General features: G+C 28.9%; 17 protein-coding genes. 6 read left to right on the top strand and 11 right to left on the bottom strand.

The window, feature by feature from the left end; translation table 11 throughout:
• Positions 1 to 165: 165 nt before the first annotated feature.
• A complete protein-coding gene (locus L0U77_RS11900) occupies positions 166 to 1,767 on the bottom strand; it encodes a LuxR C-terminal-related transcriptional regulator (RefSeq protein ID WP_276530255.1) in 1,602 nt (533 codons plus the stop codon).
• 158 nt (positions 1,768 to 1,925) lie between these two features.
• Here L0U77_RS11900 and L0U77_RS10415 point away from each other — a divergent pair, with 158 nt between their 5' ends.
• The 4 genes from L0U77_RS10415 to sufD are packed head-to-tail and all read left to right on the top strand — an operon-like array spanning position 1,926 to position 5,820.
• A complete protein-coding gene (locus tag L0U77_RS10415) occupies positions 1,926 to 2,255 on the top strand; it encodes a HesB/IscA family protein (RefSeq protein ID WP_101917820.1) in 330 nt (109 codons plus the stop codon).
• Positions 2,256 to 2,270: 15 nt separating this feature from the next.
• Entirely contained in the window at positions 2,271 to 3,719 is a 1,449-nt protein-coding gene (sufB, locus tag L0U77_RS10420; RefSeq protein ID WP_233901147.1) for a Fe-S cluster assembly protein SufB, read from the top strand.
• Positions 3,720 to 3,744: 25 nt separating this feature from the next.
• Entirely contained in the window at positions 3,745 to 4,497 is a 753-nt protein-coding gene (gene sufC / locus L0U77_RS10425; protein WP_233897923.1) for a Fe-S cluster assembly ATPase SufC, read from the top strand.
• A gap of 6 nt (positions 4,498 to 4,503) precedes the next feature.
• Entirely contained in the window at positions 4,504 to 5,820 is a 1,317-nt protein-coding gene (gene sufD, locus L0U77_RS10430; RefSeq protein WP_101917823.1) for a Fe-S cluster assembly protein SufD, read from the top strand.
• 73 nt (positions 5,821 to 5,893) lie between these two features.
• Here the strand turns inward: sufD and L0U77_RS10435 are convergent, their stop codons facing one another.
• From L0U77_RS10435 to L0U77_RS10455, 5 genes are read right to left on the bottom strand one after another with little or no spacing between them, the layout of a single operon-like run.
• Positions 5,894 to 6,601 (bottom strand): hypothetical protein, encoded by a 708-nt coding sequence (locus L0U77_RS10435; protein WP_233897924.1) that lies wholly within the window; start codon positions 6,599 to 6,601, stop codon positions 5,894 to 5,896.
• Positions 6,602 to 6,612: 11 nt separating this feature from the next.
• Positions 6,613 to 7,215 (bottom strand): DUF4412 domain-containing protein, encoded by a 603-nt coding sequence (locus L0U77_RS10440; protein WP_233901148.1) that lies wholly within the window; start codon positions 7,213 to 7,215, stop codon positions 6,613 to 6,615.
• A gap of 2 nt (positions 7,216 to 7,217) precedes the next feature.
• Positions 7,218 to 7,511, bottom strand: coding sequence for a hypothetical protein (locus L0U77_RS10445; RefSeq protein ID WP_233901149.1), 294 nt, complete (start codon positions 7,509 to 7,511; stop codon positions 7,218 to 7,220).
• 11 nt (positions 7,512 to 7,522) lie between these two features.
• Positions 7,523 to 8,095, bottom strand: coding sequence for a hypothetical protein (locus L0U77_RS10450; protein WP_233901150.1), 573 nt, complete (start codon positions 8,093 to 8,095; stop codon positions 7,523 to 7,525).
• Between the two features lie 29 nt (positions 8,096 to 8,124).
• Positions 8,125 to 8,604, bottom strand: a complete 480-nt coding sequence (locus tag L0U77_RS10455) for an outer membrane beta-barrel protein (protein WP_101917827.1) — start codon at positions 8,602 to 8,604, stop codon at positions 8,125 to 8,127.
• Between the two features lie 249 nt (positions 8,605 to 8,853).
• On the opposite strand from L0U77_RS10455, the gene L0U77_RS10460 reads away from it, so the two are divergent.
• On the top strand, positions 8,854 to 9,588 hold the full coding sequence (locus L0U77_RS10460; protein WP_233884672.1) for a LytR/AlgR family response regulator transcription factor: 735 nt from the start codon (positions 8,854 to 8,856) through the stop codon (positions 9,586 to 9,588).
• A gap of 357 nt (positions 9,589 to 9,945) precedes the next feature.
• Positions 9,946 to 11,502, top strand: a complete 1,557-nt coding sequence (locus L0U77_RS10465; RefSeq protein ID WP_338126520.1) for a tetratricopeptide repeat-containing sensor histidine kinase — start codon at positions 9,946 to 9,948, stop codon at positions 11,500 to 11,502.
• 9 nt (positions 11,503 to 11,511) lie between these two features.
• On the opposite strand, the gene L0U77_RS10470 is transcribed toward L0U77_RS10465, so the two are convergent.
• The 5 genes from L0U77_RS10470 to L0U77_RS10490 all read right to left on the bottom strand — a co-directional run bounded on the left by L0U77_RS10470 (position 11,512) and on the right by L0U77_RS10490 (position 20,067).
• Complete coding sequence (locus tag L0U77_RS10470) at positions 11,512 to 13,944, bottom strand: helix-turn-helix domain-containing protein (protein WP_233897927.1); 2,433 nt, start codon at positions 13,942 to 13,944, stop codon at positions 11,512 to 11,514.
• 187 nt (positions 13,945 to 14,131) lie between these two features.
• Complete coding sequence (locus tag L0U77_RS10475; RefSeq protein ID WP_233901151.1) at positions 14,132 to 14,317, bottom strand: YgaP family membrane protein; 186 nt, start codon at positions 14,315 to 14,317, stop codon at positions 14,132 to 14,134.
• A 24-nt stretch (positions 14,318 to 14,341) separates the two neighbouring features.
• Positions 14,342 to 17,536, bottom strand: coding sequence for an efflux RND transporter permease subunit (locus L0U77_RS10480; RefSeq protein WP_233901152.1), 3,195 nt, complete (start codon positions 17,534 to 17,536; stop codon positions 14,342 to 14,344).
• A gap of 109 nt (positions 17,537 to 17,645) precedes the next feature.
• Complete coding sequence (locus tag L0U77_RS10485; protein ID WP_233901153.1) at positions 17,646 to 18,755, bottom strand: efflux RND transporter periplasmic adaptor subunit; 1,110 nt, start codon at positions 18,753 to 18,755, stop codon at positions 17,646 to 17,648.
• A gap of 7 nt (positions 18,756 to 18,762) precedes the next feature.
• Complete coding sequence (locus tag L0U77_RS10490; protein ID WP_233901154.1) at positions 18,763 to 20,067, bottom strand: TolC family protein; 1,305 nt, start codon at positions 20,065 to 20,067, stop codon at positions 18,763 to 18,765.
• Positions 20,068 to 20,109: the final 42 nt, after the last annotated feature.

The following is a 20,109-nucleotide window of genomic DNA, read 5'->3' on the forward strand; positions in this document are numbered from 1 at the left end:
ACGGGCGATTTACATCACCTATTCGGGTGATTTTAGTTAAAAACCTCCCTAAAATCAAGGTGTAAAAAAAAATCATACAGAAAAAGTTATTTTTCTGTATGATTTTTAATTTATTTAAATACTATTTTTCAACAAGGGGTTTTAACCCCTTGCCACACTACTTTTTTAAACCACAACTTTTTTAATTACTTGCACTCTATTTTTTACATCTAATTTTACGTAGATATTTTTAATATGTGTTTTGACGGTATTTGCGGAAATAAATAATTCTTTAGAAATATCCGTATTTTGGTATCCTTTTACGATAAGTTGCAACACTTCGGCTTCTCTTTTTGTCAAATCTAACAAAGAAATTCTATCTTCTACCGATACTCTTTTAGCGTTTGACACGTTATTTTTCAACTCATTTAATTGCAACACATAATTTTGAATATCTTTATTCGCATTTTGTAATTTAAGGTCAGTATTTTTTCTATCTAAAATAAAAAGAATGGTTGCTCCAATAAAAATAATTGCGACTAAAACGCCTCCGTATAATAATTTATTAAAATTATTTTTTGCTTTTTGTTGATTTTTTTGATTATCGCTATCGAGTTGTTTTATTTTCTTATCTTTTTCATAGGTTTCGTAGGCAACTTGAGAACTTATGATACTTTTTTGAGAGGCTTCATTAAGCATTGTATCTTTTAGTGCGGTTGCTTTTCGATTAATTTCTAAGGCTTTTTTATATTTTTCACTTTTGATATAGAAATTAGAAAGTGCGTTATATCCTAATAAAATATTTTCTTTGGAGTCTATTTTTATAGCGTCATTTAATCCTGATTCGATAAAAGACAAGGCAATTTTTCGTTTATTTAAGTAGCAATTATTAATTCCGATATTAATTTTAGTATTACTTAAATATCGAATGTTTTTTGTTTTTTCAAAAATATTTTTTGCTTGATTATAATAACTATTTGCTTTTTTGTATTCTTTTTTCTTTTGATATAAAAGTCCTAAAAGGTTTAATTTGATAGCTTTACTATCTTTTCGTTTGTTTTTTGTTGATAATAAAATTGCTTTTTCTAAATAAACGTAGGCAGAATCGTAAGATTTTAAATAAATAAATGATTCACCGATATTTGCAAGACCGTATTCGATGCCTCTTTCGTTGTTGTTTTTTTCTTCAATTTTCAAGGCTTCTTTAAAATAATACAATGCTTTTTGATGTTCATTTATATTTGAAAAAACATTTCCAATTCCGTTTAAAGCTATTGATTTACTTCTATCACTTTTTATTTTATCGGCTAAACCGTAGGCTTCAAAATAGTATTTAAAGGCTTGTTTTTCTAAATTTATTTTTCGATAAGTAACACCCAAACTATTCAAACATTTCACTTTAGCGAGTGTATCTGTCGATTTTTGAAAATAATTTAAAGCATTTTTATGATTTTCTATCGATTTATAATATTCCTGTTGATAGCGAGCTGTAACGCCAATTCTGCTATATCCTTTGGCAATTCCATCAACATAATAAATTTTCCGAGCGGTTTTGATTGCTTCTTCGGCGATGCTATAATCCACATATTTTTTGATGGCAGATTTTTTAAATAATAGAAGAAGTGCATCTACTTTTTCTTTGGTATCGGGTTTTGTTTTTAGTTTAAAGAAATCGGTTGTTGTTTTATCTTTTAAATTTTGATATTTATCATGAGATGTATTTTGAAGCTGTGCTGATATCGAAAAAAAACTAATAGAAATAAAAAACACGAATAATTGTTTTAGCATTGTACCGTTTATGTTTGATTTTATTTATGTTTAATTTTGATGTTACTTTTTAAGAAAAAGGCTCCTGTAAAATTACATAGTTTATTGATTAAAAAGCTGATAAAAATCATATTTTGTAAGTATATTTGCAACTTATTTATAGTTAAACCACTAAAAATATGATAAAAGTTTCAGAAACAGCAAAAAAGAAGGTTATTGAATTAATGACGGATGACGGCTTTGATGCTACAGTAGATTTTGTACGTGTTGGCGTAAAAAGTGGTGGTTGTTCAGGATTATCGTACGACTTAACTTTTGACAAAAGCACCCAAGAAAACGATAAAATTTTCGAAGAGAACAACATAAAAATTGTTGTTGATAAAAAAAGTTTTTTATACCTTGTAGGAACTACTTTAGAGTATTCTGGAGGTTTAAACGGAAAAGGTTTTGTTTTTAATAACCCGAATGCAAATCGCACCTGTGGTTGTGGCGAAAGTTTTTCTTTATAAAATTACAACTCACTTATGAGCAAGTATACCGAAGACGATTTAAGAGAAGAGTTAAAAACCAAAGAATATGAATATGGTTTTTATACTGATATAGAAAGTGAAACCTTTGCAAAAGGGTTAAATGAAGATGTGGTTCGTGCAATTTCTAAAAAGAAAAACGAACCGCAATGGATGACTGACTGGCGTTTAGAAGCCTTTAGAGTTTGGCAAAAAATGGAGGAACCAGAATGGGCAAATGTTCATTATGAAAAACCAAAATTTCAAGACATTGCGTATTATTCAGCGCCAAAAGAAAAGCCAAAATTAAACAGTTTAGACGAAGTTGATCCTGAATTATTGGATACTTTTAAACGTTTAGGAATTTCTTTAGATGAACAAAAAAAGTTAGCCAACGTTGCTGTTGATATTGTAATAGATTCAGTTTCTGTTGCAACCACTTTTAGAGAAACTTTAGGTAAAAAAGGAATTATTTTTATGCCTATTTCGGAAGCAATTCAAGAACATCCTGAATTGGTAAGAAAGTATTTAGGAACTGTTGTTCCTACTACCGATAATTTTTATGCAGCATTAAATTCAGCAGTTTTTTCTGATGGATCTTTCTGTTACATCCCAAAAGGTGTTCGTTGCCCGATGGAATTATCAACGTATTTTAGAATTAACGAAGGAGGAACAGGACAATTTGAAAGAACTTTAGTTGTTGCCGACAAAGGAAGTTATGTTTCTTATTTAGAAGGATGTACCGCTCCTAGTAGAGATGAAAATCAGTTACATGCCGCAGTTGTTGAATTAATTGCCATGGACGATGCTGAAATTAAATATTCTACGGTTCAAAACTGGTATCCTGGAAATGCAGAAGGAAAAGGTGGTGTTTACAATTTTGTAACTAAAAGAGCTATCTGTGAAACCAATGCAAAAGTTTCTTGGACTCAAGTAGAAACAGGATCGGCAGTTACTTGGAAATATCCAAGTTGTATTTTAAAAGGAGATAATTCTGTTGGAGAATTTTATTCAATTGCTGTAACTAATAATTATCAGCAAGCTGATACAGGAACTAAAATGATTCACTTAGGTAAAAATACTAAGTCAACCATTATTTCTAAAGGAATATCCGCAGGAAAATCACAAAACAGTTATAGAGGATTGGTTCAAATAGGACCACGTGCCGAAAATGCACGTAACTTTTCTCAATGTGATTCTTTATTAATGGGGAATGAATGTGGCGCACACACGTTTCCATATATTGAAACGAAAAACAAATCGGCACAGATAGAACACGAAGCGACAACTAGTAAAATTGGGGAAGACCAATTATTTTACTGTAATCAACGTGGAATTGATACCGAAAAAGCAATTGCATTAATCGTAAACGGATTTAGTAAAGAAGTACTGAATAAATTACCAATGGAATTTGCTGTAGAAGCACAAAAATTATTAGAAATCAGTTTAGAAGGAAGCGTTGGTTAATAGCCAATAACAAAGATATATTACCATGTTAAAAATAGAAAACTTACACGCTAACATAGAAGATAAATCAATCTTAAAAGGATTGAATTTAGAAATTAAAGCTGGTGAAATCCATGCTATAATGGGTCCTAACGGAGCTGGTAAAAGTACCTTAGCAAATGTTATCGCAGGAAAAGAAGAATACGAAGTTACGCAAGGAAAAATAACCTTAAATGACGAAGATATCAGCGAGTTATCTCCTGATGAAAGAGCGCATAAAGGCGTGTTTTTATCATTCCAATATCCTGTTGAAATTCCTGGAGTTTCTGTAACCAACTTTATAAAAACGGCAATTAACGAAAATCGTAAAGCCAAAGGTTTAGAAGACATGCCTGCAAAAGATATGTTAAAAATGATTCGTGAGAAATCAGAATTGTTAGAAATTGACCGTAAATTTTTATCTCGTTCTTTAAACCAAGGTTTTTCTGGTGGAGAAAAGAAACGTAATGAGATTTTTCAAATGGCAATGCTTGAACCTAAATTAGCCATTTTAGATGAAACGGATTCTGGTTTAGATATCGATGCGTTACGTATCGTGGCTAACGGAGTTAATAAATTAAAATCGAAAGATAATGCAGTAATTGTTATTACACATTACCAACGTTTATTAGATTATATCGTTCCTGATTTTGTTCACGTTTTATACAATGGTCAAATTGTAAAATCTGGCGATGCTTCATTAGCTTTAGAATTAGAAGCTAAAGGATATGATTGGATTAAAGACGAAGTTAATTCTTAAAGAAATATGGAATTAAAAGACAAAATAACCGCCTCATATGTTGCCTTTGAGAATGGCGAAGATATTAATTGTGATGTACACGATATTAGAAGTAAAGCACTTCAAAATTTTGAAGAACTAGGATTTCCTACTAAGAAATTAGAAGCATGGAAATACACGTCTTTAAATTCAGTGTTAAAACACGATTATAATATTTTTCCAAACTCGGATGGAGCAATTGATTTAGCCGATGTGAAAAAATATTTTATCCACGATATTGACACTTATAAAATTGTGTTTATCAACGGAAAATATAGTTCTTTCTTATCAGAAACGACACACGATACTATTGATGTTTGCTTAATGTCATCAGCATTGACCAAACCGAAATATAAAACTATTATTGAAAATTATTTCAATAAAATAGCCAAACAAGATAATTTAACATCGCTAAATACGGCATTTGCAAACGAAGGAGCGTATATTTATATTCCTAAAAATGTAGAAGTACAAAAGCCGATACAGATTATTTATTTTACCACGGATAAAAATGATGTTGCTGTAATGACTCAGCCTCGTAACTTGATTATTGCCGAACAAAATGCGCATGTTCAAATTATTGAGCGTCATCAAAGTTTAACATCGAACCCTGTTTTAACAAATGCGGTAACAGAAGTTTATGCGGCTAAAGATGCTACGGTTGATATGTATAAAATTCAAAATGATGTAGAAAATGCGTCATTAATTGATAATGTATATATCGAACAAAAATCGAACAGTGTTGTTTCTGTGCATACTTTTTCTTTTGGAGGAAATATTACCCGTAATAATTTGAATTTTTATCAAAGAGGAGAACATATCGACTCTATTTTAAAAGGAATTACGATTTCTGAAGGAAAACAACATATCGATCATCATACATTGGTGCATCATATTGAACCTAATTGTGAATCTCATCAAGATTACAAAGGGATTTATGGCGGACGTTCTACAGCAGTTTTCAACGGTAAAGTAATTGTTGATAAAAAGGCTCAAAAAACAAATGCGTATCAGCAAAACAACAATGTTTTAATTAGTGATAAAGCAACAATCAACGCAAAACCACAATTAGAAATTTTTGCTGATGATGTGAAATGTTCGCACGGTTGTACGATTGGGCAATTAGACGATGAAGCATTATTTTACATGCAACAACGTGGAATTCCTAAGAAAGAAGGAAAAGCATTATTAATGTATGCCTTTGCTAATACGGTTTTAGAAAGCGTAAAAATACCAGAAGTTAAAAAACGAATAAACGCTATAATTGCAAATAAATTAGGCGTAAATATTGGTTTCGATTTGTAAAAAAATCATATTTAAAAACACACCATTTTTTTATAAAAGAATGGTGTGTTTTTAATACATAAAATTTCAAAATTTAGTCCCAAAGATAATCCTCTACACTAGCTTTAGGATGAATATCTTTATCGTAAACAGTTAAACGCCCAGCATTTTCGCCTTTTTTATATATATCAACAACAAACCTCTTGTTGCCTTGATAAATAACAAAAAAAAACTTCTTTTTTGAATATCTCCAATTCATTTTCTGAGATTCTTTTATACCATCATAAAGGATAAAATCAACATCATCATCAATCCTAAAAATACCACTTAAAGGTTTACTTACTATACTACCTTCTTTATTCAAATTTTGATATGTAAATTCATAACCTAAATAAGTTTTATCTATAATTGTAAACTGATTGATTTGATTATTTGAGGAGTTTTCCCAGCTATGAACCTCTTTATCATAAATATATTCATAGATAGAAGATGTTACTGTTGTTTTTTCAGGTATTAAAATTAAATCTGCGTATTTATGAATATCTTCTTTATATTTAGAAAATAATTCAGTTACACGTTTTGTTTTCTCTTCATTAAGCCCAGGAAATTTACTAGGAATTTCAAAACTTTTTATATCCGTATATATACTATCAATATGTAATCTTAATGCTTTATAATCTTGATTCGGTGTATCATCTTCTGGTATATTTATTTTTTTTGACGTAGGATCTTCATTACTACTACAAGACATTATTGTAATAAATAACAGTAATAAGCTTAAAATCTTAACTGTTTTTTTCATAATTGTATGCTTTAAGGTTTAACTATTTTATAGTTATTTATATTTATACTAAAAGGAGTTTTATCTATATTAATTACTTCTGAACCGTATTGATGTTTTCCTTTAGTTGTTAAAATGCTGGTTTTCATTACAAAACCAAGTTCTTTATAATATGAAATTTTCGAAATATTTTTTGTTGCACCAGGCATTTTAGAAGCAAAATCAAACATTACAGAAGAATCTATATTAACTTGTTTTGTATGCCATAGGGTAATTATCATATCATGATCCTTAATTTGAGTACCTTTACATGCATATCCCATAATTATTTTCGTACCACTTAATTTCGTTATGATTGGTTTCGAAAATTTCTCATCACTATTAGTAACTCCTTCAAAAGCTTTAAGCATATTTAAAGACACAACCTGTGCTTTTTTTTTTCTTTTATTAATTGTAATCATAGCGTTGCTTTGAACATCTATTATCAATTTATCTTTTTTCGTTTCGGATAAAAAAGCATTATCTCCTAATGATTGTTTTACAGGTTCAGAAGGCATATTCTTACCAAATTGCTTTACCGTTATCGTATTATTAAACGTATATTTTTCTTTGATAGGAACATCTTCCTTCATCATTTTCATAATACCTTGAATATTCCCAAAACCTTTTGGTGTTTGGGAACTTTCAATATTATTGGTATTTTTAGTTTGTCGCTTATTTTTTTCTTTTTAATTTTGCCATCTACTGTATTTTCGGCAGTATCAAATGTTTTATCTATCTTTTTATTTACCCGTTTTTCTGCTCGGTTATCTGCTTCTCGCTCAATTTTTTGTTCCGCTTTTTTTATTAATTTTTTCCAAAATTGTGCATCTGCTTTAGAATAGTTAAATAAAAAAAATAGTACAAGTATGAATTTCATTGCTTTTCCCATCTTTATCAATTTTAAATAGCTTGTTCTTTTGCTATATTAATTTTTCCTGAAATAGGAATTTCAGTTTCATTTACATCTATAAACGTTCCTGAAAACTCAAAAATAATGGCTGTTTTTCCTGCCCCTACTTGATGTGTCGTTAAGTTAAAAATACCATAAGGTTTCTCTTTTTTTATGGTAATTGTTCCTGTTTTAGAAAAATACATTTTATTATTTAACGTAATAATTATTGTTGAATACTCCTCTTGATTACTTTCTAAAGATTTTAATTGCTCATCTATTTTAAGAATAACAGCATTAAAACGTATTTGTTCATTTTCTATAAAAGCAGAAGTTGTATTGATCGCTTTTTTAGTTTCTTCATCGATACCTTTTACAACAATCGCACTCGCATTTGATATTGCTTTATTTTCATAAGTAACACCGTTTATTTTTAATTCATAAAATGAGTTTCCATCAGATACTGGGTCTATTAAATCATCTTCTTGATTGTTTTCAGAACATGATATTAGTAAAGTAATCGCTATTATAAGACCTATAAATTTAGAGATATATTTTATTGTTTTCATTATTATTGTTTTCATTATTGTTGTTTTAAAAAAATTATAAATACTTATAGATTATACATTACGCCAGCACAAAAAACTACTTGATTACCTGTATTTAACATCAATTTTATTTCAGAAAAAGCGGTTAGTTTTTCAGATAATAGGTAGTTCATTCCTCCACCTAAGTTTAATCCAAAGCTATTAGAAGAAGCTGAATACGATGTAATGTATGATGAAGATACGCTTGTATAAAACACATTGATACCAGCCAAAGGATACAAGCTAAATTTATCTTGTATCTCAAAGAAATAATGTGCGTCTGCGTTAAAGCTCATTGTTGTAATTGATACGTTTGGCACACTTTCAGAAAAAAAGTAATTAATACTTGGCGAAATTTTAAATTCTTCAGATAAACCAAACGAAGCCTTAGCTCCAATTCCTAAATCTGATTCTGATCCATAAACTAAATTTGCTCCTATTTTTGTTTGACTAAAAGTTACTATCGTTACCAATAATGCTAAAATTGTGAATACATTTTTTTTCATTTCTATAAAAATTAAATTATTAATACAGTACAAACCTGCGTTAATAAAACAATCTTTAAAACTCCTATTTTATAGTTCGTAAGTTTATCTTTATAGTTTGTTTAATAAACCTTATAGAATCACTTTTTTAAAGTAAAATACAAACCATAAACTATTTTATACTAGTTATAGTTTTAATTGGTCATATTATAATTTCAGTTATATATCTAGAAAAAATAATTAATAAATTAGCTTAAAATTTAATGTAAAATGATTCGAGTAATTATTGTAGATGATGAATTAAAATCTATCGAAAATTTAATTTGGGAATTAGGAAGTTTTAAAGACGATATTATAGTTACACAAACATTTACAGAACCCAAAGAGGCTATTTCCTTTTTAAAAACCAATAGTATTGATGCTATTTTTTTAGATATAGAAATGCCTTCAATGAATGGATTTACCTTTTTAGATAAAGTAAAAAGCAATGATTTTGCTATTATTTTCACTACCGCCTATGGAGAACATGCTTTAAAAGCGATTAGAAAAGGAGCATATGATTATTTACTAAAACCTATTAGTAACTCACAGTTAAAGGAAGCCATAGAGCGTATTAAACAACGTAAATCATCTGCCATAAATATTGATGCTTTTGAAGATTTTTTATTAGATTATAATAATAATCAAACTAAAAAAAAAATAGCGGTGCATACTGATGGCTGTTTAACTTTTATTGAAGTACAGAAAATTATTTATGCCGAAGCTGATGGTAGTTATACTCGTTTAACCATTGAAAATCAAAAAGATATCTTTTTAAGTAAAAATTTAAAAGACGTAACAAGTATGTTAGATACTAAGCTTTTTTATCGTACTCACAATTCATATGTCGTAAATCTTCAAAAAATTAAAAAATTTTTTAAAACAGAAGCTTATTTGATTATGGACAATGATAAAAAAATACCTGTTGCTCGTCATAAAAAAAACGAGCTTTTAAATCATTTTTAAAATCAGAAAAAAATTATGCAATTTTTCAAACTTTACGTAATCTTAAGTTGTTTTTTTTATACGCTAACCATTCAAAGTCAAAAATTTTTAGATAATATAGATTACAATAAAACTTACACTTATAAAGAAATTAATCACTTATTAAAAAAACATAGCAAAGATACGATAAAGCAAAAAGAGCTTTTAAAAATTTTTACTAAAAATAATTTTGCATTCGGTCAAATATATGAGTTAATTCACCTAGGAAACAATTACCGTAAGTATTCTTTATTTGAAAAAGCAGTTACCACGCACAAACGAGCCTTAGCGATAGCAAAAACTAAAAAAAGCGATGAATTTATTATTTTTTGCTTAAATATGATTGGAGTGGATTACCGAAAAATGGATGCCCATAAAACAGCTATTGATTATAATAAAGAAGCGTTAGAAATTGCCGAAGCAATTAAAAACCCTTCGTATGGAATACTCAGAAGTATTGAGGTTTCCTACAACTCTATTGGGAATATTTATTATTACTTAGAACAATATCCTTTAGCTCTTAAAAATTATCAAGCTGCTTTAAGTTGTGCTAAAAAGTCTAAAAATAAGTGGTCACAATCTATCAATTATGAAAATATAGCAAAAGTTAAAGTTGCACAAGAAAAAATAAAACAAGCAGAAGAATATGTTCTTAAAGCATTAGAAATTGATACCAAAATAAACAATCATTTCGGGCGAATGATTTGTTATAACAGCTTAGCTAATATTAATATCAAAGCAAAAAAGTATAAAAAAGCAAAAAGTTACTTAGACCAAGCGAGACCGATTGCTTTATCTGTAAAAAATAAATTTTATATAGCGAGTACTAAAGCTAATTTTGGACACTTATTTCTAAAAACAAAGCAATATAAATTAGCTGATAACTATTTAAATGAAAGTTTAAAAATAGCCCAAAAAGAATCCTTTAAAACATTATTAGTTAATATTCATTATTATTTTTTTGAATATTATCAAGATATAAATCAACATAAAAAAGCATTAAATCATTATAAGAAACATGTAGAAATAAAACAGCAATTTAATGCCAATAAAAAAGCACAATATGTTAACGACTTGATACTTAAATATGAAACTAATAAAAAGAAAAATCGAATTACCAAATTAGAAGCTACCCAAGAAATAAATGAGCTGAATCATAAAAATGCTATGAATTTATGGATTATAGGAGTCGGAATTATTACATTCATTTTTATAATTATATATTTTATTACACGCCAAAAACAACTTCAATCCAAAAAAAAGATTTCAGACCTAGATAGTAAAATATTACGCTCTCAATTAAACCCTCATTTTATTTTTAACGCCTTAAATTCGATAAAACATTATATCATCAAAAATGAAAAACACGATGCTATTGATTATCTAAATAAATTTTCTGAATTTACAAGGAGAGTTCTGGAAAAAAGTATGGTAAAAAGTATTTCTTTAGAAGATGAACTATACAATTCACAACTATATGTTGAGCTTGAAAATGCTCGTTTTGAAGACGATATTGAATTTAAAATTAATATTTCAGAAAACATCTCTCTTTCAAATATTAAAACTCCACCATTTGTATTACAACCTTTGTTAGAAAATGCTATTTGGCATGGAATCGCTTCTGTCAAAAATAAAAAAATGACTATTAATGTAAAGCAATCTAAAGAACACATCTGCATTGCTATTACAGATAATGGCATAGGAAGACAAAAAACTAAAGAATTAAAAAAAGAACAAAAAAGGTATAAAAATTCAATAGGAATTTCTCTAGTAAATCAAATTTTAGAGAATTTTTATAAAGATAATTACACTCTTTCTTATGAAGATTTAAAAGACGAATACAACACACCTAGAGGTACTAAAGTTAATGTTAAAATTCCGTCACAAATAGATTAAAAGTAAATATTATATTTTCAATGAAAACAAGACCATTTTTAATTCTGAAAAAGAGAATTTATTTTTATCTATTTTTTTCTTCAATTCGCTTAAACTTTTAAAGTCAGTTTCTTCAATAATTTCAACTAATTCTTTATATTTTTTTACAGGCATCAAATCCAAAACATCGATTTCTCCACTACTGATATAACTCATTAAATGTGTTTCAATTGTATTTAATGTCAACCCTCTTTTGTTAGCTATTTCTTTAGCTGACATTCCTTCTTTAAAAAAATTATAGGTTATTTCTCTTGTTGGAATTTTCACTTCTTTTTTCTTTACCCCTACTTTATTTACACCTAATTTAATATGCTGTTTAAGACCTTGTTTTTTACAATAAATACTAACTGTATCTAAAATTTGACCACCATATTTTTGCACTCTAATTTTACCCATTCCTTCAACTTTTAATAATTCTTGTGCCGTTGTTGGAAGAGAATCACAAATTGCATACAACGTTTTTTGAGCGAATATTTGAAAGTGAGGAATTCCTTCTTTTTTAGATATTTGATCTCTTAATTCTCGTAAACTTACCGCTAAAGCAGGATCTCTTGATGAAATTAATTTCTTTTTAACTGGTTTTTCAGCATTTTGTAAAATAGCATCTGCTCTAATTTGTAAATACTCTTTTACGTGAAAACTATCTTTTAATTTCAGAAAACAATATAATTTTATCGATAATAAATTATGTAGTGTATAAATCTGCTTTTCTAACTCTTTTTGAACCGCTTGATTATCTGTTGAAAATGAAATTCCACTTAATGGCTTTTTAATAAACTCTTCGGTTTGAGTTTTAAAATAAGTAATTGCTTTTCTAAATCGATCATTAATTACATCGCTATTTTCGGCTAAAATAGCTGCTTCCGATAGTTGCTGTAATTGAATTTTAAATCCATTTGCTACTTTTAATAATGGAATTATTCCATTATCTTTTATCGTTTCTAAATGATTAATCATAATACCATTTAAGCTAGTTTGATTTTGATAAAAAATTTCAATAGCTCTAGTTGTTGGATATAAAAAAGGTCGAAAATCAAATAATTCTGAAATTAAATTAAGTTGATATGTTTTTTCTGATTCACTTAAAACAGTTTCATCAGGTACATTTTCATTTACTTTTTTATTAAAAGAATCGACTGTTCTATCATTAATTATCGAACTACTTCCAATTCTTGTTTTTAAAACAATTCCTTCTAAACTAGTACATCGACTAAGCGCAACATACGTTTGACCATGTGCAAAAGAAGCTTCTGCATCAATAATAGCTTTTTCAAAAGTTAAACCTTGACTTTTATGAATTGTAATTGCCCAAGCCAATCTCAAAGGAATTTGAGTAAAAGAACCAGCAACATCTTCTTTTATTTCTTTCGTTTCTTCATCTATTGAATAGGTAATATTCTCCCAAATTTCTTTTGTAGTTTCAATTTCAAAATCATCATTAGGGCATTTTACATAAATAGTCTCGTCATCAATTTTTCTTATTTCTCCAATTTTACCATTGAAATATCTTTTTTCAGGAGAACTATCATTTTTGATAAACATTACCTGAGCCCCTACTTTTAATTCTAAATCATCACTATTTGGATATGAATTTTCATTGAACTTACCAGAAACATCGGCTTTAAAAAAGAAACTTTTCTTTTTTATTTTTTCTAATTCTAGCGTGTTAATCGCCTCTGCTCTTTTATTATGCGTTGTTAAAGTGATATATCCATCTTGTTTTTTGGGTTCAAAATCAGGATTATATCTTTTATTTAAAATAGTTGCTGATTTTTCTGATAAACAATCGTTTCTAATTTCATTTAAAATTTCGATAAACTCATCGTTATCTTGCCTGTAAATTTTCTTTAATTCGAGGCTTACCGTATTTGATTCTTGAAATGCTTTACTACTAAAAAAGAAAACAGATGCATAATGTTCTTTTAATAAACTCCAATCGTTTGGTCTTACTACTGGTGATAATTGTTGTAAATCACCAATCATTAAAACTTGTGCACCACCAAAAACTTTATTTCTGTTTTTGTATTTTCTTAAAACTTGATCAATTCCATCTAATAAATCAGCTCTAACCATACTAATTTCATCGATTATTACTAAATCTAAAGATCTTATAATATCAATTTTAGTTTTATTAAACTTACGTTGCTGATTCGAAGTCTTTTCTATCTGATTTGGCAAAATAGGACCAAATGGCATCTGAAAAAAAGAATGAATTGTTACTCCTTTTGCATTAATTGCGGCAACACCTGTTGGCGCAACAATAACCATTCTTTTTAATGATTCATTTTTTATTTTATGTAAAAAAGTAGTTTTTCCTGTACCTGCTTTTCCTGTGATAAAAAGGTTTCTATCTGTTTTTTCTATAAATTGAATGGCAAGGTCTAATTCTTTATTTTCTATCATCACGAAGTTATTCTACTCTATTTATTAGAATATGTAAAAATACTTTTTTTAAGATACTCTTTTATTTAATTTTATATGAATCAGAATATTTTTTAAAATTTATATATTTTAATATCATTTAAATATTGAAAACAAAAAATCCCACACAAAAGTGTAGGATTAATAGCTTTTAAAATAATATTTTCTACTATTTAATTTTAAATACTTTTGATAAAATGGTTTCTAATAAACACCACTTTGTAAATGCCGATTGAATTAAATTCACACCGATAAAAACTGTAAACCACATCCAATTTTGGTTTACATAAATGGTTAATACAACACTTAACAATACAAAAGTTCCTACTATAATTCTGAAATATTTATTTAACATTTTGTTTCTTTTTAAAATTTATAATTACTTGTAATTTTTACGCTCAATCATATAATACACCAATGGCACAACCAATAATGTTAAAATTGTTGATACAATAGTTCCACCCATTAACGAAATTGCCAATCCTTGAAAAATCGGATCAAATAATATTACAAATGCTCCAATAACTACTGTTCCTGCGGTTAATAAAATAGGAGTTGTACGTACTGCTCCTGCTTCAATTGCCGCTTGTTTTAAAGGAATTCCTTCGGCGAGTCTTAAATTGATAAAATCAATCAATAAAACAGAATTCCGAACCATAATTCCTGCTAAGGCAATCATCCCAATAAATGAAGTTGCTGTAAAAAATGCGCCCATAATCCAGTGTCCTAAAACAATTCCAATTAATGATAGTGGAATTGCAACCATCATTACAATTGGTGCTTTAAAATTTTGAAACCATCCAACAATTAAAATATAAATTAAGATAATTGCTCCTAAAAAAGCGATTCCTAAATCTCTAAAAACCTCTAACGTAATTTGCCATTCTCCGTCCCATTTTACGGTGTAATCATCTTCATAAGCTGGTTGTCCTAAATACATTTCGTTTAATTTATAACCTTCAGGAAGTTTTATTTGTTTTAATTTTTCTTCCATTCCTAAAATTGCATAGGCAGGACTTTCCAATTCTCCAGCCATATCAGCCATTACATACACGACTCTTTTTTGATTTTTTCGATAAATACTTTTCGCTGCAATTGTTTTTTTGATGCTTACTAAATCAGAAATTAGCACCATATTTCCATTTTTTGATTTTATCTTTAATTGAGAAATATCCGCAATACTTGATTTTTCTTTTTCATCTAAAGCCAACACTAAACCAACTTGATTCACAGAATTCTCATCATATAAATTTGTAATTGCTCGGTTAGAAAGTGCCATATTCATAGTATAAGCAATTTGTTGAGGAGCAACTCCGTACAACATCGCTTTTTCTTTATCTATTTCAAACTGATACTTTATCTGGTCATCTTCTACCATCCAATCAATATCAACTACATCATCTGTATCTTTTAAAATATTCTGAATACTATTAGCAATTTTAATTTGCTCTTTATAATCAGGTCCATAAATTTCGGCAACAATAGTTGATAAAACAGGAGGTCCTGGCGGAACTTCTACTAATTTTACATTAGCATTATATTTTGAAGCTATTTTTTGAATATCAGGACGAAATAATTTTGCAATATCATGACTTTGAATAGTTCGTTTACTTTTATCAATTAAATTAACTTGAATATCCGCCATATTACTTCCGCCACGTAAATCATAATGACGTACCAAACCGTTAAAAGTTATCGGTGCAGAAGTTCCAATATAATTCTGATAATTAACCACTTCTGGGCGGGTTGCTAAATATTGTGAAATTTCTTGAGCAACCACTCCTGTTCGTTCTAAAGTTGTTCCTTCAGGCATATCAATTACTACTTGAAATTCATTTTTATTATCAAAAGGTAACATTTTAACCGCTACCGATTTTGTAAAAAACAATACCATAGTCGCTAATAAAACGATAAAAGTACCTCCTAAAAATGCCCATCTTTTTGTTTTATTCTCTAATAAGGGACGTTCATATTTATTGTAAATCTTATAAATAAAAGTTTCCTCTAAAGGTTTTTCTTGTTTTTCAACAGCACCTTTTTTATCTTTTTCTCTCAAGAAAATATATCCTAAATAAGGCGTAATTGTTAAGGCTATAAATAATGATAAAATCATTGCAATAGATGCTCCAATTGGCATTGGTGCCATATAAGGCCCCATTAATCCAGATACAAAAGCCATTGGTAAAACAGATGCGATTACCGTAAAAGTTGCCAAAATTGTTGGATTTCCAACTTCATTAATTGCATATAAAGCGGCTTCTTTAAAAGGCAAACGCTTCATTTTAAAATGCCTGTGCATATTTTCGGCAATAATTATGGAGTCATCCACTACAATTCCTGTAACAAAAACCAAGGCAAAAAGTGTAATTCTATTTAACGTATAATCTAACATATAATAGCTCAATAACGTTAATGCAAAAGTAATTGGTACGGATAAAAACACCACCAAACCACCACGCCAACCCATCGCTAACATTACTACCAAAGTAACCGCAATAATAGAACCAATAAGGTGTAATAATAATTCTGATACTTTATGCGAAGCTGTTTCTCCATAATTTCTGGTAACCTCAACATGTACATCATCAGGAAGTAAGTTACTTCGTAAATGTGCAACTTTTGCTAAAATTACATCGGCAATTTTCATCGCATCTGCTCCTTTTCGTTTTGCTACCGAAATAGTAACCGCAGGATATTCAGATTTATAATTTGTTGATTTTTCACTTGCTTTTCCAAAACCTAAACTCACATAATTTTGAGGAATTTCAGCACCATCAATAATCGTTGCAATTTGCTTTAAATAGATAGGTTTATTTTGCTGAACGCCAACTACTAAATTTTCTACATCAGTAACAGAAGATAAAAAATCACCTGTTTGCACTAAAAATTCTGTATCATTTTTGATAAAACTTCCCGAACTTAATTGGCTATTATTTGCCTTAATCATTTCAGAAACCATTAAAAAATCTAAACCTGAAGAAGCTAATTTATCTTTGTCTAAAACAACTCGTAATTGCCTATCACTACCACCAATTTTATGCGTAATTGCTACATCATTTATCTTCTTAATTTCACCTTCAAGCTCTTCAGCCATTTGACTTAATTCATATCCTGTATAATTTTCACTCCACAGCGTTAACCCTAACATTGGCACATCGTCAATTGCACGAGTTTTTACAAGCGGAAACGTAACACCTTTCGGCATTTTATCCATATGTTTATTAATTTCGTTGTATAATTTCACAAACGAACGTTCAATATCTTCGCCAACATAAAACTGAACAATAACCATTGCTTTCTCGTTCATTGCTGTTGCGTACACATACTCCACTCCTTTGATATTCGAAATTAATTTTTCCAAAGGCTTTATCACTCTCGATTCGACTTCCGTAGGACTCGCTCCAGGATATCCAACAAAAATATCAGCCATTGGCACATCAATTTGCGGTTCTTCCTCTCTCGGAATTAAAAACGAACTATACACCCCAACAACCATAAAAACGATCATTAAAAGCACGGTAAGTTTAGAACCTATAAAGCTTTTGGCAATTTTACCAGCTAAACCTTCTTTCATATTATTTATTATTTTTGGGCGTTTAAACGGGCTATCCGTTGCAATCTTTTTTTGCCATATATGGCAGCAAAAAAAGGATTTCCACTGCTATCCCTAACGCAGTTTTTAATTATTGAATTGTAACTTTAACTCCATTGTAAAGTTTTCCTTTTGCATTGATTATATAAGTTTCATCAGCAGATAATCCTGATAATACTTCGATATTTTCACCAAAAGAACGTCCTAAACGCAACCAACGTAAAACGGCTGTATTACTTTGACTTAGCGTATATATTCCCGAAAGTTGACCTTTAGTAACAATAACATTTTTAGGAATTAACACTTTATTTGTGGCGTTTATTTTTGTATTTTCAGTAATTTTCGATGTTGTTTCTAAAGTAGAAAACTGAACCGTAGTAAACATTCCTGATAAAATTTTAATTGGTGTTTTATCTAACGCTACTTTTACTAAAAACTGTCCTCCTGTATTTTTTGCTGATGTACTAATTTCAGTAACCTTCCCTTTTATTTTTTGATTAATTGATTTTACAATAACAGTAGCTTCCGAGTTTTTTTTGATTTTCAAAATTTCACTTTCAGAAACCATTGCAATTACTTCAAATTCATTCGGCTTTTCAATTGATAACAATGACATTCCAGGATTTGCCATCGCACCTTTTTCAATATTTTTACTCGTTATTACACCAGAAAAAGGAGCGGTTATATTCGTATATTTAAACTGCGAATTCACTTCATTCTTTTGTTGATTTGCCGCTTCTAAACCTGCTTTTGCCATTTGAAAATTAGCAGTTATATCATCCATTTCTTTTTGAGAAACACTATTTTCAGCTAATAAATTTTTAAAACGTGTAAAATCTTTTTCAGCATTTTTATACCCTACTTTTGCTTGAGTAATCCCTGCATTTACTTGCGCACGTTTTGCTTGTAAATCGGCATTATTGATGGCAATTAATAATTGTCCTTTTTTTACTTTATCACCTACATTTACATAAACTTCATTTACAAAACCCATCATTCGAGTACTTAAATCGGCACTTTGTACGGCTTGAGTTTTTCCGCTTGCAGTTACAAATAAACTTGAATTTGTTGCTTCCACTTTTTTGACTGTTACAGCAATTGGTATTGAAGTATCTTCTGATATTTTTTTGGTATCGTTTCCACAACTTGTTATTAAAAAGGATACAGAAACAAGTGCGATTGTGTATAAATATTTTTTCATCTTAAAATTATTCTTTGGTTAAAAATTGTACATAAGCCTTTGCGTAATTATGCTGAAAAACTGTTTGATAATATTCCAATTGTTTTTGTGCATATTTGGTTTCTGCGGATAATAAATCGGTAGTTTTTTCTAAACCTTGTTCGAACCTGTTTTTTTTAATTCGCAATAATTCAGCCGATTGTGATAATGCTAATTGTGTCAGATTTAAATTATTTTTAGCATCTATTAACATTCGTTTTGCACTATTAAGTTCCATGTTACTTTTAGCAAGATACTGCTCAAATGCAATTTCTGATTTATCTAATTCGGCTTTACTTTTTTGAGTTTTCCCAAAGCGTTTTGAACCTTTAAAAATATCCCAACTTAATTCAACACCAACTAAATAGCCATTTGCATCGGCTTTAAAAATTTCATCATCATATAACTCGTAACTTCCAAAAGCATTTAATCGAGGTAAAAAACTCATTTTATTTGCTTTATGAATATTTTTATAACCTTCTTTTGCAAAACGCATCGCTTTAATATCAGCCCTATTTTCGGGTAATTTTTCAATAGCAATAACATCTGATATTATAGTTAATGAATCTGATGGTTTTAAAATTACCGACATTTTATCATTCATCAAAACAGATACATAATTAGACGCATTTTCAATGCTACTTTTAGCATATTGCAATTGATTTGCTATTTCAGCAACACGAACCTCAACGGCTAATACATCTGATTTTTGCAAATATCCTTGTTTAAAATTATTGATAGCTATTCGTTTATTTTCGTTGGCGGTTTGCTGTACTTTTTCTAAAACTGATAACATTTTATAAGCTAATTGTAATTGCATATAGGCTTTTTCAACTTCTAATTGCATATAATCTTTCGTTCGTTCTTGCTGAAAAGTAGTAGCATTTAATTTTGCTTTGGCTGCTTTTCGTTGATAAATTCCATCAAGATTAATTAATGGTTGTTCTACAGCTATTTTAGTCGCAAAATTGTTTATTTGCGAAGGATTGTTTAATAAAGCAGGATTAAAATCATTTTGTGTTAGTATTTCTTGATTCAATTTAAAACCAAAAGCCATCAACGGATTTGTCGTTGCCATTGCCGTGTGTGATGCCGTAATATTTGGTAAAAAAACCGCATTAGTTTGATTATAATCGGCTTTAGCCACTAAAACATCTTGTTTTGACATTTTAATAGTCCTATTATTTTCTTTCACCTTCGTAAGCACCTCATTTTTAGTAATTACAAGTACTTGTTGTGCATTTATCAAAAGTGAAAATAATAGAAAGAATACTATTAATAATTTATTTTTCATGATACTATTCAATTAAGTTATCACAAAACTACTACCTTAATA

It is taken from the genome of Tenacibaculum piscium (assembly GCF_021390715.1).
Lineage (GTDB): Bacteria > Bacteroidota > Bacteroidia > Flavobacteriales > Flavobacteriaceae > Polaribacter > Polaribacter piscius.